At 61.4% G+C, this 17,154-nt stretch carries 17 protein-coding genes; 7 read left to right on the top strand and 10 right to left on the bottom strand.

From position 1 onward, the window contains the following. Positions 1-61: 61 nt before the first annotated feature. Complete coding sequence (locus BUS06_RS22915) at positions 62-922, bottom strand: polysaccharide deacetylase family protein (RefSeq protein WP_074266720.1); 861 nt, start codon at positions 920-922, stop codon at positions 62-64. Positions 923-1,570: 648 nt separating this feature from the next. On the opposite strand from BUS06_RS22915, the gene BUS06_RS37925 reads away from it, so the two are divergent. Beyond that, a complete protein-coding gene (locus BUS06_RS37925; RefSeq protein ID WP_167379420.1) occupies positions 1,571-1,741 on the top strand; it encodes a hypothetical protein in 171 nt (56 codons plus the stop codon). 55 nt (positions 1,742-1,796) lie between these two features. Here the strand turns inward: BUS06_RS37925 and BUS06_RS22910 are convergent, their stop codons facing one another. Next, positions 1,797-2,510 carry an OmpA family protein gene (locus BUS06_RS22910; protein WP_074266719.1) on the bottom strand — a complete coding sequence of 238 codons (714 nt, stop codon included), beginning with the start codon at positions 2,508-2,510 and terminating at the stop codon, positions 1,797-1,799. A gap of 660 nt (positions 2,511-3,170) precedes the next feature. Further along, positions 3,171-3,482: a hypothetical protein gene (locus BUS06_RS38700; RefSeq protein WP_367946967.1), complete on the bottom strand. Its 312-nt coding sequence runs from the start codon at positions 3,480-3,482 to the stop codon at positions 3,171-3,173. Here BUS06_RS38700 and BUS06_RS38695 point away from each other — a divergent pair. Continuing rightward, entirely contained in the window at positions 3,481-3,690 is a 210-nt protein-coding gene (locus tag BUS06_RS38695) for a hypothetical protein (RefSeq protein ID WP_367946966.1), read from the top strand. The genes BUS06_RS38700 and BUS06_RS38695 overlap by 2 nt on opposite strands. A gap of 197 nt (positions 3,691-3,887) precedes the next feature. Here BUS06_RS38695 and BUS06_RS22900 read toward each other — a convergent pair whose 3' ends face one another. The 6 genes from BUS06_RS22900 to BUS06_RS37920 form a co-directional block, all read right to left on the bottom strand. Next, positions 3,888-4,811: a dihydrodipicolinate synthase family protein gene (locus tag BUS06_RS22900; protein ID WP_174567545.1), complete on the bottom strand. Its 924-nt coding sequence runs from the start codon at positions 4,809-4,811 to the stop codon at positions 3,888-3,890. Between the two features lie 17 nt (positions 4,812-4,828). Next, positions 4,829-6,556, bottom strand: coding sequence for an IlvD/Edd family dehydratase (locus BUS06_RS22895; protein WP_074266717.1), 1,728 nt, complete (start codon positions 6,554-6,556; stop codon positions 4,829-4,831). Between the two features lie 356 nt (positions 6,557-6,912). After that, positions 6,913-7,668, bottom strand: a complete 756-nt coding sequence (locus BUS06_RS22890) for an SDR family oxidoreductase (protein ID WP_074266716.1) — start codon at positions 7,666-7,668, stop codon at positions 6,913-6,915. A gap of 84 nt (positions 7,669-7,752) precedes the next feature. After that, the gene (locus BUS06_RS22885; RefSeq protein ID WP_074266715.1) at positions 7,753-8,712 is read right to left on the bottom strand and encodes a GlxA family transcriptional regulator; all 960 of its coding nucleotides are present in this window, start codon (positions 8,710-8,712) and stop codon (positions 7,753-7,755) included. 190 nt (positions 8,713-8,902) lie between these two features. Then, positions 8,903-9,118, bottom strand: coding sequence for a hypothetical protein (locus BUS06_RS22880; RefSeq protein WP_074266714.1), 216 nt, complete (start codon positions 9,116-9,118; stop codon positions 8,903-8,905). A 21-nt stretch (positions 9,119-9,139) separates the two neighbouring features. Continuing rightward, on the bottom strand, positions 9,140-9,286 hold the full coding sequence (locus BUS06_RS37920) for a hypothetical protein (RefSeq protein WP_167379419.1): 147 nt from the start codon (positions 9,284-9,286) through the stop codon (positions 9,140-9,142). Between the two features lie 83 nt (positions 9,287-9,369). On the opposite strand from BUS06_RS37920, the gene BUS06_RS22875 reads away from it, so the two are divergent. Further along, complete coding sequence (locus BUS06_RS22875) at positions 9,370-9,678, top strand: HigA family addiction module antitoxin (protein ID WP_074266713.1); 309 nt, start codon at positions 9,370-9,372, stop codon at positions 9,676-9,678. 20 nt (positions 9,679-9,698) lie between these two features. On the opposite strand, the gene BUS06_RS22870 is transcribed toward BUS06_RS22875, so the two are convergent. After that, positions 9,699-10,424: a GntR family transcriptional regulator gene (locus BUS06_RS22870; protein WP_074266712.1), complete on the bottom strand. Its 726-nt coding sequence runs from the start codon at positions 10,422-10,424 to the stop codon at positions 9,699-9,701. 160 nt (positions 10,425-10,584) lie between these two features. Between BUS06_RS22870 and BUS06_RS22865 the strand changes: the two genes are divergently transcribed. The 4 genes from BUS06_RS22865 (at position 10,585) to BUS06_RS22850 (ending at position 17,148) form a co-directional block, all read left to right on the top strand. Beyond that, the gene (locus BUS06_RS22865) at positions 10,585-11,805 is read left to right on the top strand and encodes a pyridoxal-phosphate-dependent aminotransferase family protein (protein WP_074266711.1); all 1,221 of its coding nucleotides are present in this window, start codon (positions 10,585-10,587) and stop codon (positions 11,803-11,805) included. A gap of 180 nt (positions 11,806-11,985) precedes the next feature. Next, positions 11,986-13,272 carry an MFS transporter gene (locus tag BUS06_RS22860; protein WP_074266710.1) on the top strand — a complete coding sequence of 429 codons (1,287 nt, stop codon included), beginning with the start codon at positions 11,986-11,988 and terminating at the stop codon, positions 13,270-13,272. Between the two features lie 58 nt (positions 13,273-13,330). Then, positions 13,331-14,095 (top strand): 2-keto-4-pentenoate hydratase, encoded by a 765-nt coding sequence (locus BUS06_RS22855; RefSeq protein ID WP_074266709.1) that lies wholly within the window; start codon positions 13,331-13,333, stop codon positions 14,093-14,095. 20 nt (positions 14,096-14,115) lie between these two features. Further along, a complete protein-coding gene (locus BUS06_RS22850) occupies positions 14,116-17,148 on the top strand; it encodes an FAD-binding and (Fe-S)-binding domain-containing protein (RefSeq protein WP_074266708.1) in 3,033 nt (1,010 codons plus the stop codon). Positions 17,149-17,154 lie beyond the last annotated feature (6 nt).

Raw genomic sequence — 17,154 nt, 5'->3', positions numbered from 1 at the left:
GACGAGGTTTAACGCGTACTGCGAAGCAAATTGGCATTAAGCCGGAATCGTCGCGAACTTTTTACTCGGAGGTGAAAGCCTGACGTAATGTGATAAAGCGAAGCCCTTGTTGCCTGGCCGCTTCAATCACATGAGGCAGGACAGAGAGCAGAACAGGCTGGCCGTTAGCGGCGGTCGCGGCATTGCCGTCGTGCACGAGAAGGATGTCGCGCGCCGCGAGACTGTCAAGCAAGCGTTGCTGGACCCGCACGGGATCCGTTTCGCGGGTGTCGAAGCCGCGTTTCGTCCAGGCCACGAGGCGCAGATCGAAGGCCTGCAGCACCGGTTCGAGAAGGACGTTGCGCAGACCCGCCGGCGCACGGAAGAATAGCGGGCGCTCGCCGGTGAGCTCGGTCAGCGTGCGTTGTGCCGCTGCCACTTCCCGGGCCAGTGCGATTGGACCTTTTACCGAGAACGTGTGACGGTGCGTCTGCGAATGATTTTCCACTGCGTGACCGCGCGCCACGATCTCGCGGGTGAGCGACGGATAACGGCGGGCCAGCGTACCGATGCAGAAGAATGTGGCGCGAACGCCATGTCGATCGAGCAGATCGAGTACTTGCGGGGTGACGACGGGGTCCGGGCCATCGTCGATGGTCAGCGCGATGGAGTTGGCGTTGCCTGCGACCTCCGGCAACCGGGTCCAGTTTGGCCCGAGCACCGATGAGCGCGGCCATAGTCCCGCCGCCGTGACAGCGGCATGGTTGATGGCGGTGCCCGCAAGCCACCACGGCCATGATGACGGCGCGAGTGCACAACCGGCCAGCGCGGCGGCATGCCAGGCGGCGGTCAGCTTCAATGCATTGGGGTGGCCTGTGACAGGCCAGCGACGTGAGGACGTCGTGTCCAATCCGAGGGGCACCCGCGAGACGGGCTCGGTCATCCTGCTTCTTCGACTCTCTAATAGACGGCCGGCTACGCGGTGGTCTTCCCGACGCAAATTACGTTTGCGAAAGGGGCGGATCCGCGATGTCCGGCGCATTCGCTCAAGTCCGAAGTTTATTGCATGAGCGGGGATTGGTGTAGCGCCAGACGACGAGGTGTGGCGTGAGAGCCGTTTTATTTGTGGCGGGACTTTACGCTCGTTCGACTCTGTGCAAACGGGAAGTACGTTGCGGGTGGAAGGCGTCGTACGTTGGTCGCTCGCTGGTCAATGTATTGGTTAAGGTGAGAGGATTCGGGATGGTGAGGACTTCCAGGAGTTGCTGCTTATAAGGTGAGGAGTTCCAGGAGATCCCGAACAGCGCGTGTTGTTGCTCGAGACGAACTCAAGCGCTTACATCGGCTTACTTAGAGCAACAGGAAGTAGAAGCATCGGATTGCGCAAACGATGTCTCATGTCTTGCTAAAGCGTGTGTAAACAAGGGTGATTCAGCGAATACCCGCGTACGCTGGCGACAAACTTCTGTACGGTTTTGTAACTACGTTCTCAAACGCGATCCTTCGTCGGTTGATATGTTCTGGGCATTGCATTTCACGGATTCTGAAGCGACGGTATCCGTGCTCGCAATACCTCACGAAGGAGAAAAGCATGAGAAAGTTAGCGATAGTAGCGGCCCTGGCTGCGTTGACGGCAACCCTGAGCGGTTGCTGGTGGGGACCGGGCCCAGGTTGGGGCGGCCCCGGTGGCGGTGGTCCTGGTGGTCCCGGCGGCGGACCGCATGGCTCGATCGCGGTGCCCACCAACACTGCTCAAGGATAAGCCTTGGCTATGGATGGGCCGGCGCATCCTGCGCCGGCTTTCTGCGTGTGTGCGGCTAGCCTCGCACGTACGTGACGATCTCCACGCGACGATCCGGTTGCAGGCATCGAACCAGATCCGCGTTATCCATATTGCCGCATTGGGTCACGGGGTCCTGGCTGCCGAGTCCGTCGGCGCGAATCTTCTGCGCCGGCACACCTTGCTGGACCAGTACCGCCTTGACTGCTTCGGCTCGCCTTCTGGATAGCTCCATGTTGTAGGAATCGGACCCGAGCCGGTCGGTATAGCCGCGTACCTCGACGTGACCGAAAGGATTCGCACGCAGTCGTGCCGCGATTTGCGAGAGGTCTTGCAGACCCGCGGGGCGAATGTCGTTGACATCACCCCGGTCGAAAGGAAACAGCGCGTCCGCAGACAGACGCTCGACGCGCGGCGGCGGGGGCGGCTCAGGCGCGGGTTGCACCGTTGCCGGATACACACCATAGGCAACACGCGGTTGTGTGACCCACCCACCGGTAACCCACACATAACGGCCATGTTCCCACTGCCAGTAGCCGTGGTGCCACATATATCCAGGGCGGGGCGGCGGAGCATATTCGCGAACCGGAGCAGGAATCGGCACGAGCACGACCTGTGCGAAAGCGGCTGGCGCCGTTGCGGCGAGCGCCGCGGCAGCGATCAGCGTGCGTACCATCACGCGTGAATATGAGGCCCGTTGACGGGAGGAGCGCGCGCGGTCTTCGACCGGTTTTGATTTTAGGAACGTCATGAGACAACTCCGGATTGTTGTGGGGCGCCTTGGTTGAAATCGGCACATGCGCATTCTAGAAAGAGCGCATATGACAAGCTCTCTCGGTTTGTAACGAGACGTGTGCGGTGTTACGGATTCTCGGCTCAGGCGCTGTGGCTGGGGCTGAAGCAATTGAAAACAATGGTTAAACGGCTGAGACCGAATTGACGAGGGTGAGGATATTCGGGGGCTGCCGCAGAAAGCACAGCGACGTTAAACATGTCGCGAGTTTAACCCGTTGACATCTCAATTGCTGTTTAAAGGCCTACCTGGGAATGCAGATTAATTGCAGCTGCGCCCGAAGGTGAGGTTTTTCGGGAGCCAAGGCTCGCAACGAAGAGGTGCGGCTTTAAGCTCGTGTCGCCTTCACCTTTCGACGATCTTCGGTGAGGATTTTCCTGGGCATGCTTATCACCTTGCCGATCAAAATCAAACCTGATTTGCTCCTCGACGAAGCGCGCGTTGCACATCCCTGACGCCGGACTCATAACCTCATGCGTTTCAACCACTTGCGTGGTTTGCCCGCGAGTTATGCACACCCTTGCAAACAGAATCTGTGGACAACTTCGTTGCCGTAGCGGCCTCCATCCCTGTGAATGGAGAAATGGGATAAACGATATATACTGTTTTGCGTATTTCTCACCCGGAGATAACCATGGCCGCACCCAGCACCAGGAAGCCGAGCAAGAAAACCACTCCCGCATCGAGTCGCGCAAACGGCAGAACCAGGCCCGCTGTTGCCCCCGCTGCGGCGCCGGAAAAGCCCGCGGTGCCTGCCAGAGCGGCCAGGGCGGCCAAAACCGCCAAGCCGGCCAAGCCGAAGGCTGCGGCGCCGAAAACTCCCCGTGTGAAGCCAGCCAAGTCTGTAGAAACGAAGCCAGATAGCGTCACGGCAGAACAAAAAGCAAAGCGCCTGAAGAAGGAAAAGGTGGTCCGCGACAGCTTCACCATGCCGAAGTCGGACTACGAAAAACTCGCAGCGCTCAAGCAGAAGTGTCTGGATGCGGGCGTGGCCGTCAAGAAGAGCGAGTTGCTGCGCGCGGGTCTGCTGCTGCTCGAAGGGGTGCCGATTGCACGATTGCTCGATGCGATTTCGGCCGTCGAAACGGTCAAGACAGGGCGGCCGGCGAAATCGCCGCAGCACGACGCGGCGCAGTAAGCGGCGAGACTGCTGGGTGCCAGCAAAGCAGCCTTTTTAGTCTCCGTCGCAATGCGCTGCTGGCGAAAGGTGAGTCTTTTCGGGAGCGTGGTTTGAGCGATGCCGCCAACGCTCGAGCGCTGTGCGACGCAGTTGGTTTTCATGGATCACCGCACGCTGCACGCCGCGCGCCATGAACCGGCCCGGCCAACCGTCACTCACGGCAACGGCCCGAGCGTATGCGCAAAGCGCCGAGCTGTTTCGAGACCGAAGCGGCTCGGCAGCAACTTCGTGTCGCGATCGTGCTGTACCTCGAAATCCATGCGCCACGCGGCAATCCGTTTGCCGTAGCAGATCAGTGTATCGAGCGACTGCATCACGAATACGATGCCGGGCAGCACCTCGCGATACAGCGTCTCAGCGCGAGCCACATCGCCGTTCGCAAATGCTTCGTAGACACGTTGTTGCCAGTCGAAGCAGTCCGGCGCCACGATCATGCCGGCGCAGCCGGCGCGCAGATTGTCGAGCAACTCCAGGCCGCCGCGCCCGTTCAGTACCGGCATCAGATGGCCGACGCGTGCAATGGTCTCCGCGAGCACGATCGACGGCCCTTCGCCTTTGAGCAGCTGGAAGTTCGGACATCGCACGGCGAGTCGTTCGAGACTATCGGGCGAGAGTCCCACGCCGAGATATTCGGGAGCGTTCTGGATGCCCATGGGTACGTCGAAGCCGTCCATCACGGTAGCGAAAAAATCGAAATAGAAAGTCTCAGGTTGAGGCGCGGTGCCCGGCGGCAACGAGGGCGGCTGCAGGATAAGCCAGCTTGCGCCTTGCGCGGCAGCGAAGCGGGCCAGTTCGCGTTGAGCCTCGACCGAGGTGCCGCTGACAGTCACCGCGAGCGGCAACGCGCCGCCGCTATCTTCAATCGCCCACTGGATGACCTGCTCGCGTTCGACGCGCGAGAGCTTGTTGACCTCGGTCGCCAGTCCCAACACGGCGACGCCGGGCGCACGGGCCCCGACGACAGCTTGCATCTGTCTGCGCATGGCTTCCCGATCGAGCTGGTTGTGACGATCGAAATACGCGTAGAGAATCGGATAGATGCCTGCGATTCGAGGTTCGCTGGTGCGGGACGAGTCCATGGCGTCGAGCCACCTGTTCAATGAGAATCGCGCGGCACGGCTGCGCCGCTCGAGCCGACGAGAAATTCCAGATCGGCACCGAGGTTGGCCTGCTGGACGCTATTCACGTACAGCTTGTACCAGCCGCGCTCAGGTGACGGCGGCGCTTGCCAGGCCGCCTTGCGACGCGCCAGCTCGGCGTCGTCCACATCGAGATGGAGTCGGCGTCCCGTTACGTCGAGTTCGATCATGTCGCCGTCCTGCACGAGTGCCAGCGTACCGCCCGCGGCCGCCTCCGGGGCGACGTGCAAGACTACCGCGCCGTAGGCCGTGCCGCTCATGCGGCCATCCGAGATGCGCACCATGTCCGTAATGCCCTGCTTCAACACCTTGGGCGGCAGCGGCATGTTGCCGACTTCGGCAAAGCCCGGGTAGCCCTTCGGTCCTGCGCCTTTGAGCACCATGACGCAACTGGCGTCGATATCGAGGTTGTCGTCGTTGATCCGTGCGTGCAGATCTTCAACGCTTTCGAATACCACCGCGCGGCCTCGGTGCTGCAGCAGCGCCGCCGTTGCCGCCGACGGTTTGATCACAGCGCCGTCGGGCGCCAGGTTTCCCTTTAGCACCGCGATCCCCGCCTTCGCTTTGAACGGTTCCTCAATCGGGAAAATGACCTTGCGGTCGAAGCATTCAGCCTGGCTCACGTTGTCCCAGATCGTGCGGCCGTTCACGGTCAAGGCATCGCGATGAAGCAACTCCGCTTGGCCCAGTTCGCGCAGCACCGCAGGCAAACCGCCAGCGTAATAAAAATCTTCCATCAGGAACTCGCCCGACGGCTGCAGGTTCACGAGGCAGGGCACATCGGAGCCGTATTCCCAGTCTTCCAGCGTCAGGTCGACGCCGATGCGTCCGGCAATCGCCAGCAGGTGAACCACGGCATTGGTCGAACCGCCGATCGCGGCGTTGGCGCGAATCGCGTTTTCAAAGGCCGCACGCGTCAGGATTTTGTCCATCGTGAGGTCTTCGTTGACCATCTCTACGATGCGGCGCCCCGCCATGTGAGCCAGGACCTGGCGGCGCGCATCGACGGCGGGAATGGCGGCGTTGTGCGGCAATCCCATGCCGAGCGCCTCGACCATGCTGGCCATGGTCGAGGCTGTGCCCATGGTCATGCAGTGGCCGCGCGAACGGTTCATGCAGCTTTCTGCCTCAATGAACTGCTCCATGTTCATCGTACCGGCGCGAACCTGCTCGGACATTTGCCACACGCCGGTGCCCGAGCCGATTGTCTGGCCGCGATAGCGGCCGTTTAGCATCGGACCGCCCGAGACGGCAAGGGTCGGCAGATTGCACGACGCTGCGCCCATCAGCAGCGCAGGCGTGGTCTTGTCGCAGCCGCATAGCAGAATCACGCCGTCGATCGGATTGCCGCGAATCGACTCTTCGACATCCATCGAAGCCAGATTGCGAAACAGCATCGCCGTGGGCCGCAGGTTCGACTCGCCCAGCGACATGACCGGAAACTCCACCGGAAATCCCCCCGCCTCGTAGACGCCCTTCTTGACGTACTCGGCCAGTTCCCGAAAGTGGGCATTGCAGGGTGTGAGTTCCGACCACGTATTGCAGATGCCGATTACCGGCCGGCCGTCGAACAGATGGTGTGGCAGTCCCTGGTTTTTCATCCACGAGCGGTGAATGAAGCCATCCTTATCGGCTTTGCCAAACCAGGCCTGGCTGCGCAGAGGTTTTCTGGTGGGACTGTTCACAGGTGTCTCCTTTGATGCGCTTCAATCAAGCTCTTTGCAACGCGACGCTTGCTGCGCTGTTTGCAATGAACTTTAGGAGCGGCCCGGAGGTTCGTCAATCAAAGTGCGGGTGTCCCCATATCTGAAGCTGCCTCGCTCGACCTTGACACGTCGTGTCACGCGAGAACGCCCGGTGCGAAACGACGACGCCAGGTCAAAGGTGAGTACTTTCGGGAGCGCGACGGCGTCGCGAGATGTCGTGACTTAAGGTGAAGAAATCGCCTGACGGAGACGCACTGCTTGAGATGCGAGCCCGCGGACCGGCAGCCGAAATGGTGAGGATATTCGGGAGCCGGACGCCGCAGGCGGTGCAAGTGTCAACTGCGCTGGGTCAAGTCGCGGATATCCGCGACGGGCGTTTCTCCAAACGCATCGCTCAAGACGAAGTCGATCAACTGGGTAGCGCACGCCGCAGGTGTAGACAGCTGGCCGTTGCGTTTAAGTTCTTCGAATCGTTCGCGCAACGGGAATTGCTCTTTGCCGCTGCCGCGAATTTCCGCTTGCATGTCGGTATCGATCACGCCCGGCGCGACGCTGCAGATACGTAGTGCGCGATTGGTGTCGAGAACGACTGCGCGTGCGTGGTGATCCAGCGCGGCTTTGGTCGCGCAGTAGATGCTCCAGCCCGGATAGGCGTTGCGCGCCGCACCGCTCGAGATATGCGCGATCCGCCGGTCGCTTGCTGCCACGCTTACTTTGGCGACAGCGCTCGCGAGCATCAATGGTGTCGCCACGTTCAGGCCTACCGCGCTGGCGATTGCGCCGGCGTCCTGCGTGTCGATGGGACCCACCGGCTGCACCGTACCGGCATTGTTGAAGAGCAGCACGCTGTGCGCACCGTCGACGAAGCGGCTCAGCGCGTCGCCAGCGAGCCATTGCGCGACTCGCGAAGGATCGGCCAGATCGACTTCGATTTCTTCGAGTGTCTGCGGGAAACGTTGCGCGAGTGCTATGTTGCGCGAACGCGAAAGTCCCAGCACGGCTATGTCGCGCGACAACAGCTGTTCGGCAAGCGCAGCTCCGACGCCACGTGTATGGCCAGTAACGATGGCGCGAGTAATGGATGTGGTCATGATGATTGGCGGCGAGCGCCTGAGGCAAGAGGTGAGGCTGAGCATTTTCTCACGATGCACCGTGAGTCTGCAGCGTCGCGCCGTTCACGCCGAGCGGAAGCGCTCCCGATACTGCATGGGCGTAGCGCCGATGCGCCGCATGAACACGATGCGCATGCGGTCGGCGGTGCCGAAGCCGCAGTCGTAGGCAATCGCCTTAAGCGCCGCCGGGCTGCTCTCGAGCAGTTTGCGCGCCGCGTCCACCCGTGCGCGCTCGACAAATTCATGTGGCGTCACGCCGGTCTCCTGCACGAAGACGCGGGCGAAATTGCGCGCGCTCATACCCGCGACGTCCGCGAGTCGTTTCACCGTGAAGTTTTCGCCGATATGGTCCATAACGTGCGCCTGCACTTTGGCAACCGCCGATGTTTCATCCGCAGGCGCGGTCAGATACGGACTGAACTGCGATTGACCCCCTTGGCGCTGGGCAAATACGACGAGGCGCTTGGCGACTGCGAGAGCGGTGCGTGGCCCGTGATCCTCGGCGACGAGCGCAAGCGAGAGATCGATGCCGGCCGTCACGCCCGCGGACGTGACGAGCTGTTCGTCACGCAGATAGATGCGGTCGAAGTCGACGCGTGCGTGAGGAAATTGCGCGGCCAGTTGCGCGGCGTGTTGCCAGTGGGTGGTCACGCTGCGTTCGTCCAGCAAGCCTGCGTGGCCGAGCGCGAAGGCACCCGTGCAGATCGACCCGTAGCGCTTGCAGCGCGCGGCGACGGTGGTAATCCAGGCGGTCAGGCGCGGCTCGGGCTCGTGCTCGGGCAGCGCGGGGCCGCCGGCCACCAGTGCCAGGTCGAAGCCTTGCTCGGCCTGCTCGAAGGTCCGATCTGCGACCAGCGTCATACCATTGGAGGCGCGCAACGTACCTGGCTCGGCGCTGACCAAGGTCACGTGGTAATGCGCTTCGGGGGGAAGAAACAGGTTGGCTTCCGAAAAGACATCCACGGGTCCCGCGACGTCGAGCGCTTGCACACCGGGGAAGATCGCGACGGCGACGGTTGGCATTGAATGTGACCTCGAATGGTGTTGTGACTACGTCGAAAAGGTGAGGATTTCCAGGGACTTGATCTTCACGCTCGTGTGATGACCCCGATGTCTTCACGCACACTTGCAGTGGTCCCGAAAAGTCTCACCTTGAAGTATTTCACACCCAGGACTTTGCGCGTTGCGTAGTGTGTATATCGCACGTGTCACGTCAAAGGTGAGGTTTTTCGGGACCTCGATTCGGAACCTCAAAATCGCGCAGTGATAGTCCGATCAGAATGAACGCCAACGCTTCCGTCAAGTAGATAACGACCCGCCGGAATGCATTGCCGCGCGTGTGTACCGCGCCGGAGAAAATCTCGAGCCGATACCAACCGAGCGTCATGCCGCAACTGACCGTAGCGATGACACCGGAGACATCGAGCATTTCACCGGCGATATAAGTGATCTAGCCGGCGAGTACCGGAGCGGTGATCATCAGATAGTCGTCGTCGAGATAGGCAAGCGGCTTTACGATGAGGAAGCAGATCGCTCCGCCGACGGCGATACCGCCCAGCGCGAGGATGCGATCTTGGTCGACTATAGGGACTATCATTAGCGCATCAGTTCGCCGGGTCGGCTACTACGAATTGGTGCGAGAGTCGTCCGGCACATCAGATTTCACTAGTGACTAAAGCTATGTCCAAAATGTTCAATCCGCCGCATCCCGCGGCCATCCTTCGCGAAGACATTCTGCCCGCCCTGAACCTGACGGTGACCGAGGCAGCGGAGCAACTCGGAGTCTCCCGGGTGACCCTGTCCCGTCTTCTCAATGAGCGCGGCGGGATCACGCCGGAGATGGCTCTGCGCATAGAACAATGGCTCGGCGTCGAGCGTGGAGGTCGCGCCGATTTGTGGCTCGGCATGCAGCTAGATTACGATCTTTGGCACGCGCGCAAGCATGCCCCCAAGAAGATCAAACGTGCGCCAGCGGTAGCAGCAGCCTAGGCCGTCGCCCCAGATTTGCCTCAAGCCTTCAGCGGCGAAGCCGCCACATCCTCCTGCGACTGCACCTGCAGTACCGCATCGCGCTTGTCCAGCAAGTGCTGCCGCAAGATCGCGCTCAGCCTTTTACCGTCGCGCGCTTCGAGTGCCTCGAGCATCTCGCCGTGATCGTGAACCGCGCGATCCCACTTCGGAATCTGAAAGTTCGACCGAAACCGCAGCGCCTGCAACCGTCGGTTCACCGAAATATAAGTCTGCCGCAACGCCCCATTGCGCGCCGCTTCGTTGATCTTGTCGTGAATCGCCTGATTGCGGCTGTAGTACCCCGCCAGATCGTTCTGCGCGCGACACGCCAGCATCGCGTAATGCAACGCCTTGATCTCAGCCAGCTCTGCCGCGGTGATACGTTCGGCCGCCAGCTCGCCCGAGAACGCTTCGAGCCCGCTCATCAGCTCAAAGGTCTCGCGCAACTCCGCCTCCGACATCTTCGACACCGACGCGCCGCGGTTCGGCCAGATCTCGATCAGCCCTTCTGCCGCGAGCACCTTCAGCGCTTCGCGCAACGGCGTGCGCGAAATGCCAAGCGTCTCGCACAGCTCGCGCTCATTAAGCTTCTTGCCCGGCTCCAGTACGCCTTCGACGATAAAGCGCCGAATGTGCTCAACTACGGTGTCATGCAACCGTTGCCGCTCAACCTTCGGCATCAGCGGGCTGCTGGCGGTATCCGCGTCAAATTCCGAATTTTGCATACAAAAACCCTCACTATCATTGGAGGCGATTTTATAGGAAGCCGGCCCTTTAGGTAAGATAGCGGGTAAACACTGGTGTCAGCAACCCACGTTTGCCTTGGGTTAGTCATCGATCGTCTGATATAGTTTTTTGCATGCAAAATTCAATCGGAGAAGACCCATGCTGAAGCTCGACTTTCATCCTGCGGGCCGTCACTTCCTGCAGATTCCGGGGCCGAGCCCCGTGCCGGACCGCATCTTGCGGGCGATGAGCTATCCCACCATCGATCACCGTGGTCCGGAATTCGCCGCGCTCGGGTTGAAGGTGCTCGAAGGCATCAAGAAGATCTTCAAGACCCAGCAGCCGGTGGTGATCTACCCGGCTTCGGGTACGGGTGCATGGGAAGCGGCGCTGTCGAATACGCTGAGCCCCGGTGACCACGTGCTGATGTTCGAAACGGGCCACTTTGCGACGCTGTGGAAGAAAATGGCGGAAAACCTCGGTCTGAAGCCGGAGTTTCTCGGCTTGCCAGGTATAGAGGGCTGGCGCCGTGGCGTGCAGCCGCAAATGATCGAAGCGCGTCTGCGCGAAGACACGCAGCATGCGATTAAGGCGGTCTGCGTGGTGCACAACGAGACCTCGACGGGCGTCACTTCCGATATCGCCGCCGTGCGCCGTGCGATCGACGCGGCCGGTCACCCGGCCCTGCTGCTGGTCGACACCATCTCGGGTCTGGCCTGCGCTGACTATCGCCATGACGAATGGGGCGTCGACGTCACGGTGTCGGGCTCGCAAAAGGGTTTGATGCTGCCGCCGGGCATCAGCTTCAACGCGGTGTCGCCGAAGGCCGTCGCCGCCGGCAAGCAGGCGAAGCTGCCGCGCAGCTTCTGGGACTGGACTGAGATCATCGAGATGAACAAGTCCGGCTACTGGCCGTACACGCCGAACACGAACCTGCTTTATGGTTTGTCGGAAGCGCTCGAGATGATCCTCGACGAAGGGCTCGACAACGTCTTCGCGCGCCATGAGCGTCTCGCCGAAGCCTGTCGTCGCGCCGTGCGGGCGTGGGGTCTCGAGATCCAGTGTGCTGACCCCGCCGTGTATAGCCCGGTGCTGACGGGTGTGATGATGCCGGAAGGTATTGACGCCGACGCGGTGCGCAAGACTATCTACGAACGCTTCGACATGTCGCTCGGCACGGGCCTTGGCAAAATGAAGGGCCGTATGTTCCGCATCGGCCATCTGGGCGACTGCAACGACCTCACGTTGCTGGCAACGCTGGCCGGTTGCGAGATGGGCCTGAAACTGGCGGGTGTGCCGCTTGCGGCGAGCGGGTTGCCGGCGGCGATGGAATGGTTGACCGCTGAGGCACAACGGGCTGGTCTGAAAGCCGCGGCTTGAGCTGTCTGCATCACGGGTAAAGAGTAAAGGGGGAAGAGGAGGAGTCTTCCCCTTGCAGTAAACGGTCTTAGCGGCCGTAGCGGTCCACAAGGCGCTACGGCCACGCAGCGCACGCCAGGGAAATAACGACGCAGCGCGCCGTTTCAGGCACGCCGTCGATCGCAGCAACGGAGACAGACGATGAAGCGGTTTCGTGTGACCAGTGCGAGCAGTATCGTTCTAGTGATGCTCTGCATCATGTACTTCATTACCTATCTTGACCGTGTCAACGTCAGTACCGCAGCAGCTGGGTTCGGTAAGGAGTTCCAACTTTCACATACGCAGATCGGTCTGGTCTTTTCCGCATTTGCGTATCCGTATCTCGTGTTTCAGATCATCGGTGGCTGGGTAAGCGATCGCTTCGGCGCGAAGCGGACTCTGATCTGCTGCGGTGCGGTGTGGGCGGTGGCGACGATTCTGACCGGTCTCGCCGGCGGCCTCACATCGCTGCTTGCCGCGCGGTTGCTGCTCGGCTTCGGTGAGGGCGCGACGTTTCCTGCCGCGACCGCCGCGATGGCGCGTTGGGTCGCGAAAGAGAAACGCGGTTTCGCGCAGGGCATCACACACGCGGCCTCGCGTATCGGCAATGCGGTCGCGCCCGGCGCGATCGTTCTGGTGATGGCCACCTGGGGCTGGCGTGAGTCGTTCTACATCTGTGGGCTGTTCAGCCTGCTCTGGGTGATCGTCTGGGCGGTGACCTTCACCGAGCATCCGAAAGACCATCCGCGCATCACGTCCGATGAACTCGAAGTGCTTCCGGTACCCAAGCCGAGAGCTGCCAAGGTGCCGTGGATGGCCCTGTTTCGTCGCATGGCCCCGGTCACGATCGTCTACTTTTGTTATGGCTGGACCTTGTGGCTGTTCCTGAGCTGGATCCCCCAATACTTTCTGCATAGTTATCACCTCGACCTGCAGAAGTCGGCCCTGTTTGCCTCGACAGTGTTCTTCGCGGGCGTGCTCGGCGATACCCTCGGCGGCATCGTCACGGACAAGATTTTCACTCGCACAGGCAGCCTGAAACGTGCGCGTAGCTGGATGGTGTCCATCTGCATGCTGCTGACGCTGATCGTGCTGGTGCCGTTGATGTTTGCGCACAACCTGTACGTCTCGATGGCGTGTCTGTCCGCTGGGTTCTTCTTTGCGGAAATGACGATCGGACCGATGTGGGCGATCCCGATGGACATTGCACCGGAATATTCAGGCACTGCTAGCGGCATGATGAACACGGGCTCGGCGCTAGCCGCGATCATTTCGCCGGTCGTGGGCGGGTTCCTGATTGACCGCTTCGGTAGTTGGGAACTGCCGTTTCTCGGCAGCATGCTGTTGATGGGGATCGGTGTCGTACTGGCCTTCCGCATGCAGCCGGAAAGCAAGTTCGGACAGAGCGCGGCAGCGGGCGCTCAACCGGCGCCGGGCCTTAATGTCTGAGTCTGTGACAGGCTCTCGCGTCACGCAATTTCCAACCAATCACTCATCAAGAATCAAGATGAACTTTACCGATACCTCCCTCTTGAGCCAGCGCCTCGCCGAAGCGCGAGCACGTCATCAGACGCTCGACAGCCTGCCGCCGGAACAGATACCGGCCGATTTCGGCGCTGCCTATGCGATCCAGCACGAGATCCTGCGCTTGTCGGGCTCGGAGATCGGCGGCTGGAAGATCGGTTCGAAGTCCGAAACAGGACCGATCCAGGGTGCGCCGCTGCCCGCAGCCGACGTCTACGAAGACGGCGCCAGGCTGCCGCGCGACGCCTTCACGCCGCTCGCACTCGAGCTGGAAATCGCGTTCCGTTTCGGCCGCCGTTTCGAACCGGCGCAGGAGCCTTATAGCGAAGCCGAAGTGCTGGCGGGTATCGGATCGTTCGGTACAACGATAGAAATCGTCGCAAGCCGCTACGCCGCATGGCCGAACGTCGACAAGCTCGCTCAACTCGCCGATTTGCAGAACAACGGCGCGTTGGTGGTCGGCGAGTTCGTGCCGTATCGGGAAGACTTTCCGTTTGTCGCACCGTCGCTACGGTTCAGCTTCGAGGGGCGCAACGTGGTGGTCGAGGCCGCCAAAAATCCGGCCGGCGACCCGCGCCGGCTGCTTACGTGGCTCGTGAATCACTGTGCAGTGGTTCGGGGCATTGCTGTCACTCCGGAGATGGTGATTACGGCCGGCTCGTACACGGGGATGTTTTTCCCGCAGAGCGCAGGCACGGCAAGCGGTCGCATTGAAGGGCTTGCTCCAATCAGTGTGACGCTGTTCTAAAGTTTTTTCAGGCTGACGCTATGACGAATGCCGCTTCCCCCTTACTCGTCAAACCCATTCATCTGGTGCCGTCGAGTTCCCGGATGACAACGCCGCTCGCCAGGCGATTGCGCGAAGCCTTGCGCGGCGATGTGCTGTTCGACTCCGCCAGCCGTGGCCGCTACTCGACGGATGCGTCGATCTATCAGATCACGCCGATCGGCGTCGTCGTGCCGCGCGATCAGGACGACCTGCGCATCGCGCTCGAAGTGGCACGCAGCGAAAAGGTGCCGCTGCTCGCGCGCGGCGCCGGCACGAGCCAATGTGGGCAGACGGTCGGCGAGGCGCTGGTGATCGACACCAGCAAGTGGCTGAACAACGTCGTCTCGTTCGATGCGGAGGCACGCACGGTCACGGTCGAGCCAGGAGTCGTGCTCGATCATCTGAACGCCTGGCTCAAGCCGCATGGATTGTGGTTTCCAGTTGACGTTTCGACGGCGGCGCAATGCACGATCGGCGGGATGGCGGGTAACAACTCGTGTGGCTCGCGCTCGATCGAATACGGCAACATGGTGCACAACGTCGAGGCCATTGAAGCGATCCTTGCCGACGGCAGCGAAGCGCGCTTCGGGTCGCTGAGAGACGCACCGCAAGGGGCGCGCTTGCAGGAGATCGTCGAAGGCGTGAAGCGCATCGCGACGCGCGAACGCGACGAGATCGTGGCTCGCGTGCCGAAGGTGTTGCGGCGTGTCGCCGGTTACAACATCGACGTGTTCGACTGCCAGAATCCACGCGCCTATACCGATGATGGCATTGCCAACCTCGCGCATCTGCTGGTCGGCTCTGAGGGGACGCTCGCGTTCAGCCGGCAGTTGACGCTGAAGCTCTCGCCGTTGCCCGCGCACAAGGCGCTCGGCGTGGTCAACTTCCCGACCTTCTGGCAGGCGATGGATCTGACGCAGCACATCGTCAAGCTGAAGCCGGTGGCGGTAGAACTGGTCGACCGCACGATGATCGATCTGGCGATCAGCAACCCGGCCTTCCGTCCGGTGATAGAGAAGGCTCTGGTGGGTCGTCCCGAGGCGATCCTGCTGGTGGAATTCGCCGGCGAAAATCGCGACGAGCAGCTGGCCGGTCTCAAGCAACTGACCGAGCTGATGGCCGATCTCGGCTTGCCCGATTCGGTCGTGCAGATGCCGGATGCCAACGAGCAGAAAGCCTTGTGGGAAGTCCGCAAAGCCGGCTTGAACATCATGATGAGCATGAAGGGCGACGGCAAGCCGGTGTCTTTCATTGAAGACTGCGCGGTGCCGCTCGAACACCTGGCCGAGTACACCAGCAAGCTCACCGAAGTGTTTCACCGTCACGGTACGGAAGGCACCTGGTACGCGCACGCGAGCGTCGGTACGCTGCACGTGCGGCCGATTCTCAACATGCGGCAGGACGGCGCGCTCAAGATGCGGGCGATTGCAGAAGAAGCCGCGGCTCTCGTGCAGGAATACAAAGGCGCGTATTCGGGCGAGCACGGCGATGGGCTGTGCCGTGGCGAATGGGTGGCATGGCAATACGGCCCGCGCCTGAACGAAGCGTTCAGCGAGATCAAGACGCTCTTCGACCCTGACAACCGTTTCAATCCGGACAAGATCGTGCGTCCGCCGAAGATGGACGACGCGCGCAATTTCCGCTTCGCGCCGGGCTATCGCGTACGGGCGCTGGATACCGCTCTCGATTGGTCCGCGTGGAACGTCGATCGTGATCCGCTTACCGGCGAGGAAACGCTGCCGGGTACCGGCAACGATCTCGCTGGCGGCCTCGGCAAGGCCGTCGAGATGTGCAACAACAACGGCCATTGCCGCAAGTTCGACGCGGGCACCATGTGCCCGAGTTATCGCGTGACGAAGGATGAGCAGCACGTGACGCGCGGCCGTGCCAATACATTGCGTCTGGCGATCTCAGGACAACTCGGTGAAGAAGGATTAGCGAGCGACGACGTCAAGGAAACGCTCGACCTGTGCGTCTCATGCAAGGGCTGCAAACGCGATTGCCCGACCGGCGTCGATATGGCGAAGTTCAAGATCGAGGCACGGGCGGCGCGCGTCAAGCGGCATGGTCTGAGTGTGCGCGACAGGCTGGTCGCGTTCATGCCGCGCTATGCGCCGTTCGCAAGCAAGGTGCCGGGGCTGATGGCGTTGGCTGAGAACGTGCCGGTGCTGTCCGGATGGTTCAAGCGCACGGTGGGTTTTGCGCCAGAGCGCACGCTGCCGCGTTTTCGCAAGTCGTTCCTGGCAGGAGCCGTTTCGACACGCGCGGCTCGCCCGGCGGGTTCGAATGCGCAAGTGAAAGAAGTCCTGTTGTTCGTCGATACGTTCAACAACAACATGGAACCGGAGAATGCGCGCGCCGCTCAGCAGGTGCTGGAGGCTGCTGGCTATACCGTGCACTTCAACACCCGCCAGGGCGAGCGGCCGGTGTGTTGCGGTCGTACCTTCCTCGCCGCAGGCCTCGTGGACGAGGCGAAGCAGGAAGCGCGGCGCATGCTTGATACATTCAAGCCGTTTGTCGATCGCGGTGTGCCGATTGTCGGACTTGAGCCATCGTGTCTGCTGTCGTTGCGCGATGAGTTTCTGCACTACGGTTTTGGTGAGGAAGCGCAACGGCTGTCGAAGTCAGCATTCCTGTTCGAAGAGTTTCTGGTTAGCGAGCAGAAAGCCGGGCGCGTGAAGCTCGACCTCAAACCGCTGCCGACACAAAAGGCCCTCGTGCATGGCCATTGCCATCAGAAAGCCTTCGACGCTTTCACGCCTGTGCAAACCGTGCTGAAGTGGATTCCGGAGCTGACGGTGTCGACGGTCGAGTCGTCGTGCTGCGGGATGGCCGGCAGTTTTGGTTATGAAGCTGAGCACTATGCGACTTCGCAGGCGATGGCGGAGTTGTCGTTGCTGCCGGCGGTGCGCAAGGTCGGCGCCGATACGGTGATGGTGGCCGACGGCACCAGTTGCCGGCATCAGATTCACGACGGCGCCGGCGTCGACGCTGTGCACGTGGCGCGTGTGCTGGCGATGGCCTTGAAGTAGGCAATA

It is taken from the genome of Paraburkholderia phenazinium (assembly GCF_900141745.1).
Taxonomy (GTDB): Bacteria; Pseudomonadota; Gammaproteobacteria; order Burkholderiales; family Burkholderiaceae; genus Paraburkholderia; species Paraburkholderia phenazinium_B.
This window is presented reverse-complemented; position numbering and strand designations above follow the sequence as displayed.

Bases quoted from the DNA above. Each gene is read 5' to 3' on its own strand.
- BUS06_RS22915 (WP_074266720.1), bottom strand. From the start codon at position 922: ATGACCGAGCCCGTCTCGCGGGTGCCCCTCGGATTGGACACGACGTCC.
- BUS06_RS37925 (WP_167379420.1), top strand. From the start codon at position 1,571: ATGAGAAAGTTAGCGATAGTAGCGGCCCTGGCTGCGTTGACGGCAACC.
- BUS06_RS22910 (WP_074266719.1), bottom strand. From the start codon at position 2,510: ATGACGTTCCTAAAATCAAAACCGGTCGAAGACCGCGCGCGCTCCTCC.
- BUS06_RS38695 (WP_367946966.1), top strand. From the start codon at position 3,481: ATGCCGAAGTCGGACTACGAAAAACTCGCAGCGCTCAAGCAGAAGTGT.
- BUS06_RS38700 (WP_367946967.1), bottom strand. From the start codon at position 3,482: ATGGTGAAGCTGTCGCGGACCACCTTTTCCTTCTTCAGGCGCTTTGCT.
- BUS06_RS22900 (WP_174567545.1), bottom strand. From the start codon at position 4,811: ATGGACTCGTCCCGCACCAGCGAACCTCGAATCGCAGGCATCTATCCG.
- BUS06_RS22890 (WP_074266716.1), bottom strand. From the start codon at position 7,668: ATGACCACATCCATTACTCGCGCCATCGTTACTGGCCATACACGTGGC.
- BUS06_RS22885 (WP_074266715.1), bottom strand. From the start codon at position 8,712: ATGCCAACCGTCGCCGTCGCGATCTTCCCCGGTGTGCAAGCGCTCGAC.
- BUS06_RS22880 (WP_074266714.1), bottom strand. From the start codon at position 9,118: ATGCTCGATGTCTCCGGTGTCATCGCTACGGTCAGTTGCGGCATGACG.
- BUS06_RS37920 (WP_167379419.1), bottom strand. From the start codon at position 9,286: ATGATAGTCCCTATAGTCGACCAAGATCGCATCCTCGCGCTGGGCGGT.
- BUS06_RS22875 (WP_074266713.1), top strand. From the start codon at position 9,370: ATGTCCAAAATGTTCAATCCGCCGCATCCCGCGGCCATCCTTCGCGAA.
- BUS06_RS22870 (WP_074266712.1), bottom strand. From the start codon at position 10,424: ATGCAAAATTCGGAATTTGACGCGGATACCGCCAGCAGCCCGCTGATG.
- BUS06_RS22865 (WP_074266711.1), top strand. From the start codon at position 10,585: ATGCTGAAGCTCGACTTTCATCCTGCGGGCCGTCACTTCCTGCAGATT.
- BUS06_RS22860 (WP_074266710.1), top strand. From the start codon at position 11,986: ATGAAGCGGTTTCGTGTGACCAGTGCGAGCAGTATCGTTCTAGTGATG.
- BUS06_RS22855 (WP_074266709.1), top strand. From the start codon at position 13,331: ATGAACTTTACCGATACCTCCCTCTTGAGCCAGCGCCTCGCCGAAGCG.
- BUS06_RS22850 (WP_074266708.1), top strand. From the start codon at position 14,116: ATGACGAATGCCGCTTCCCCCTTACTCGTCAAACCCATTCATCTGGTG.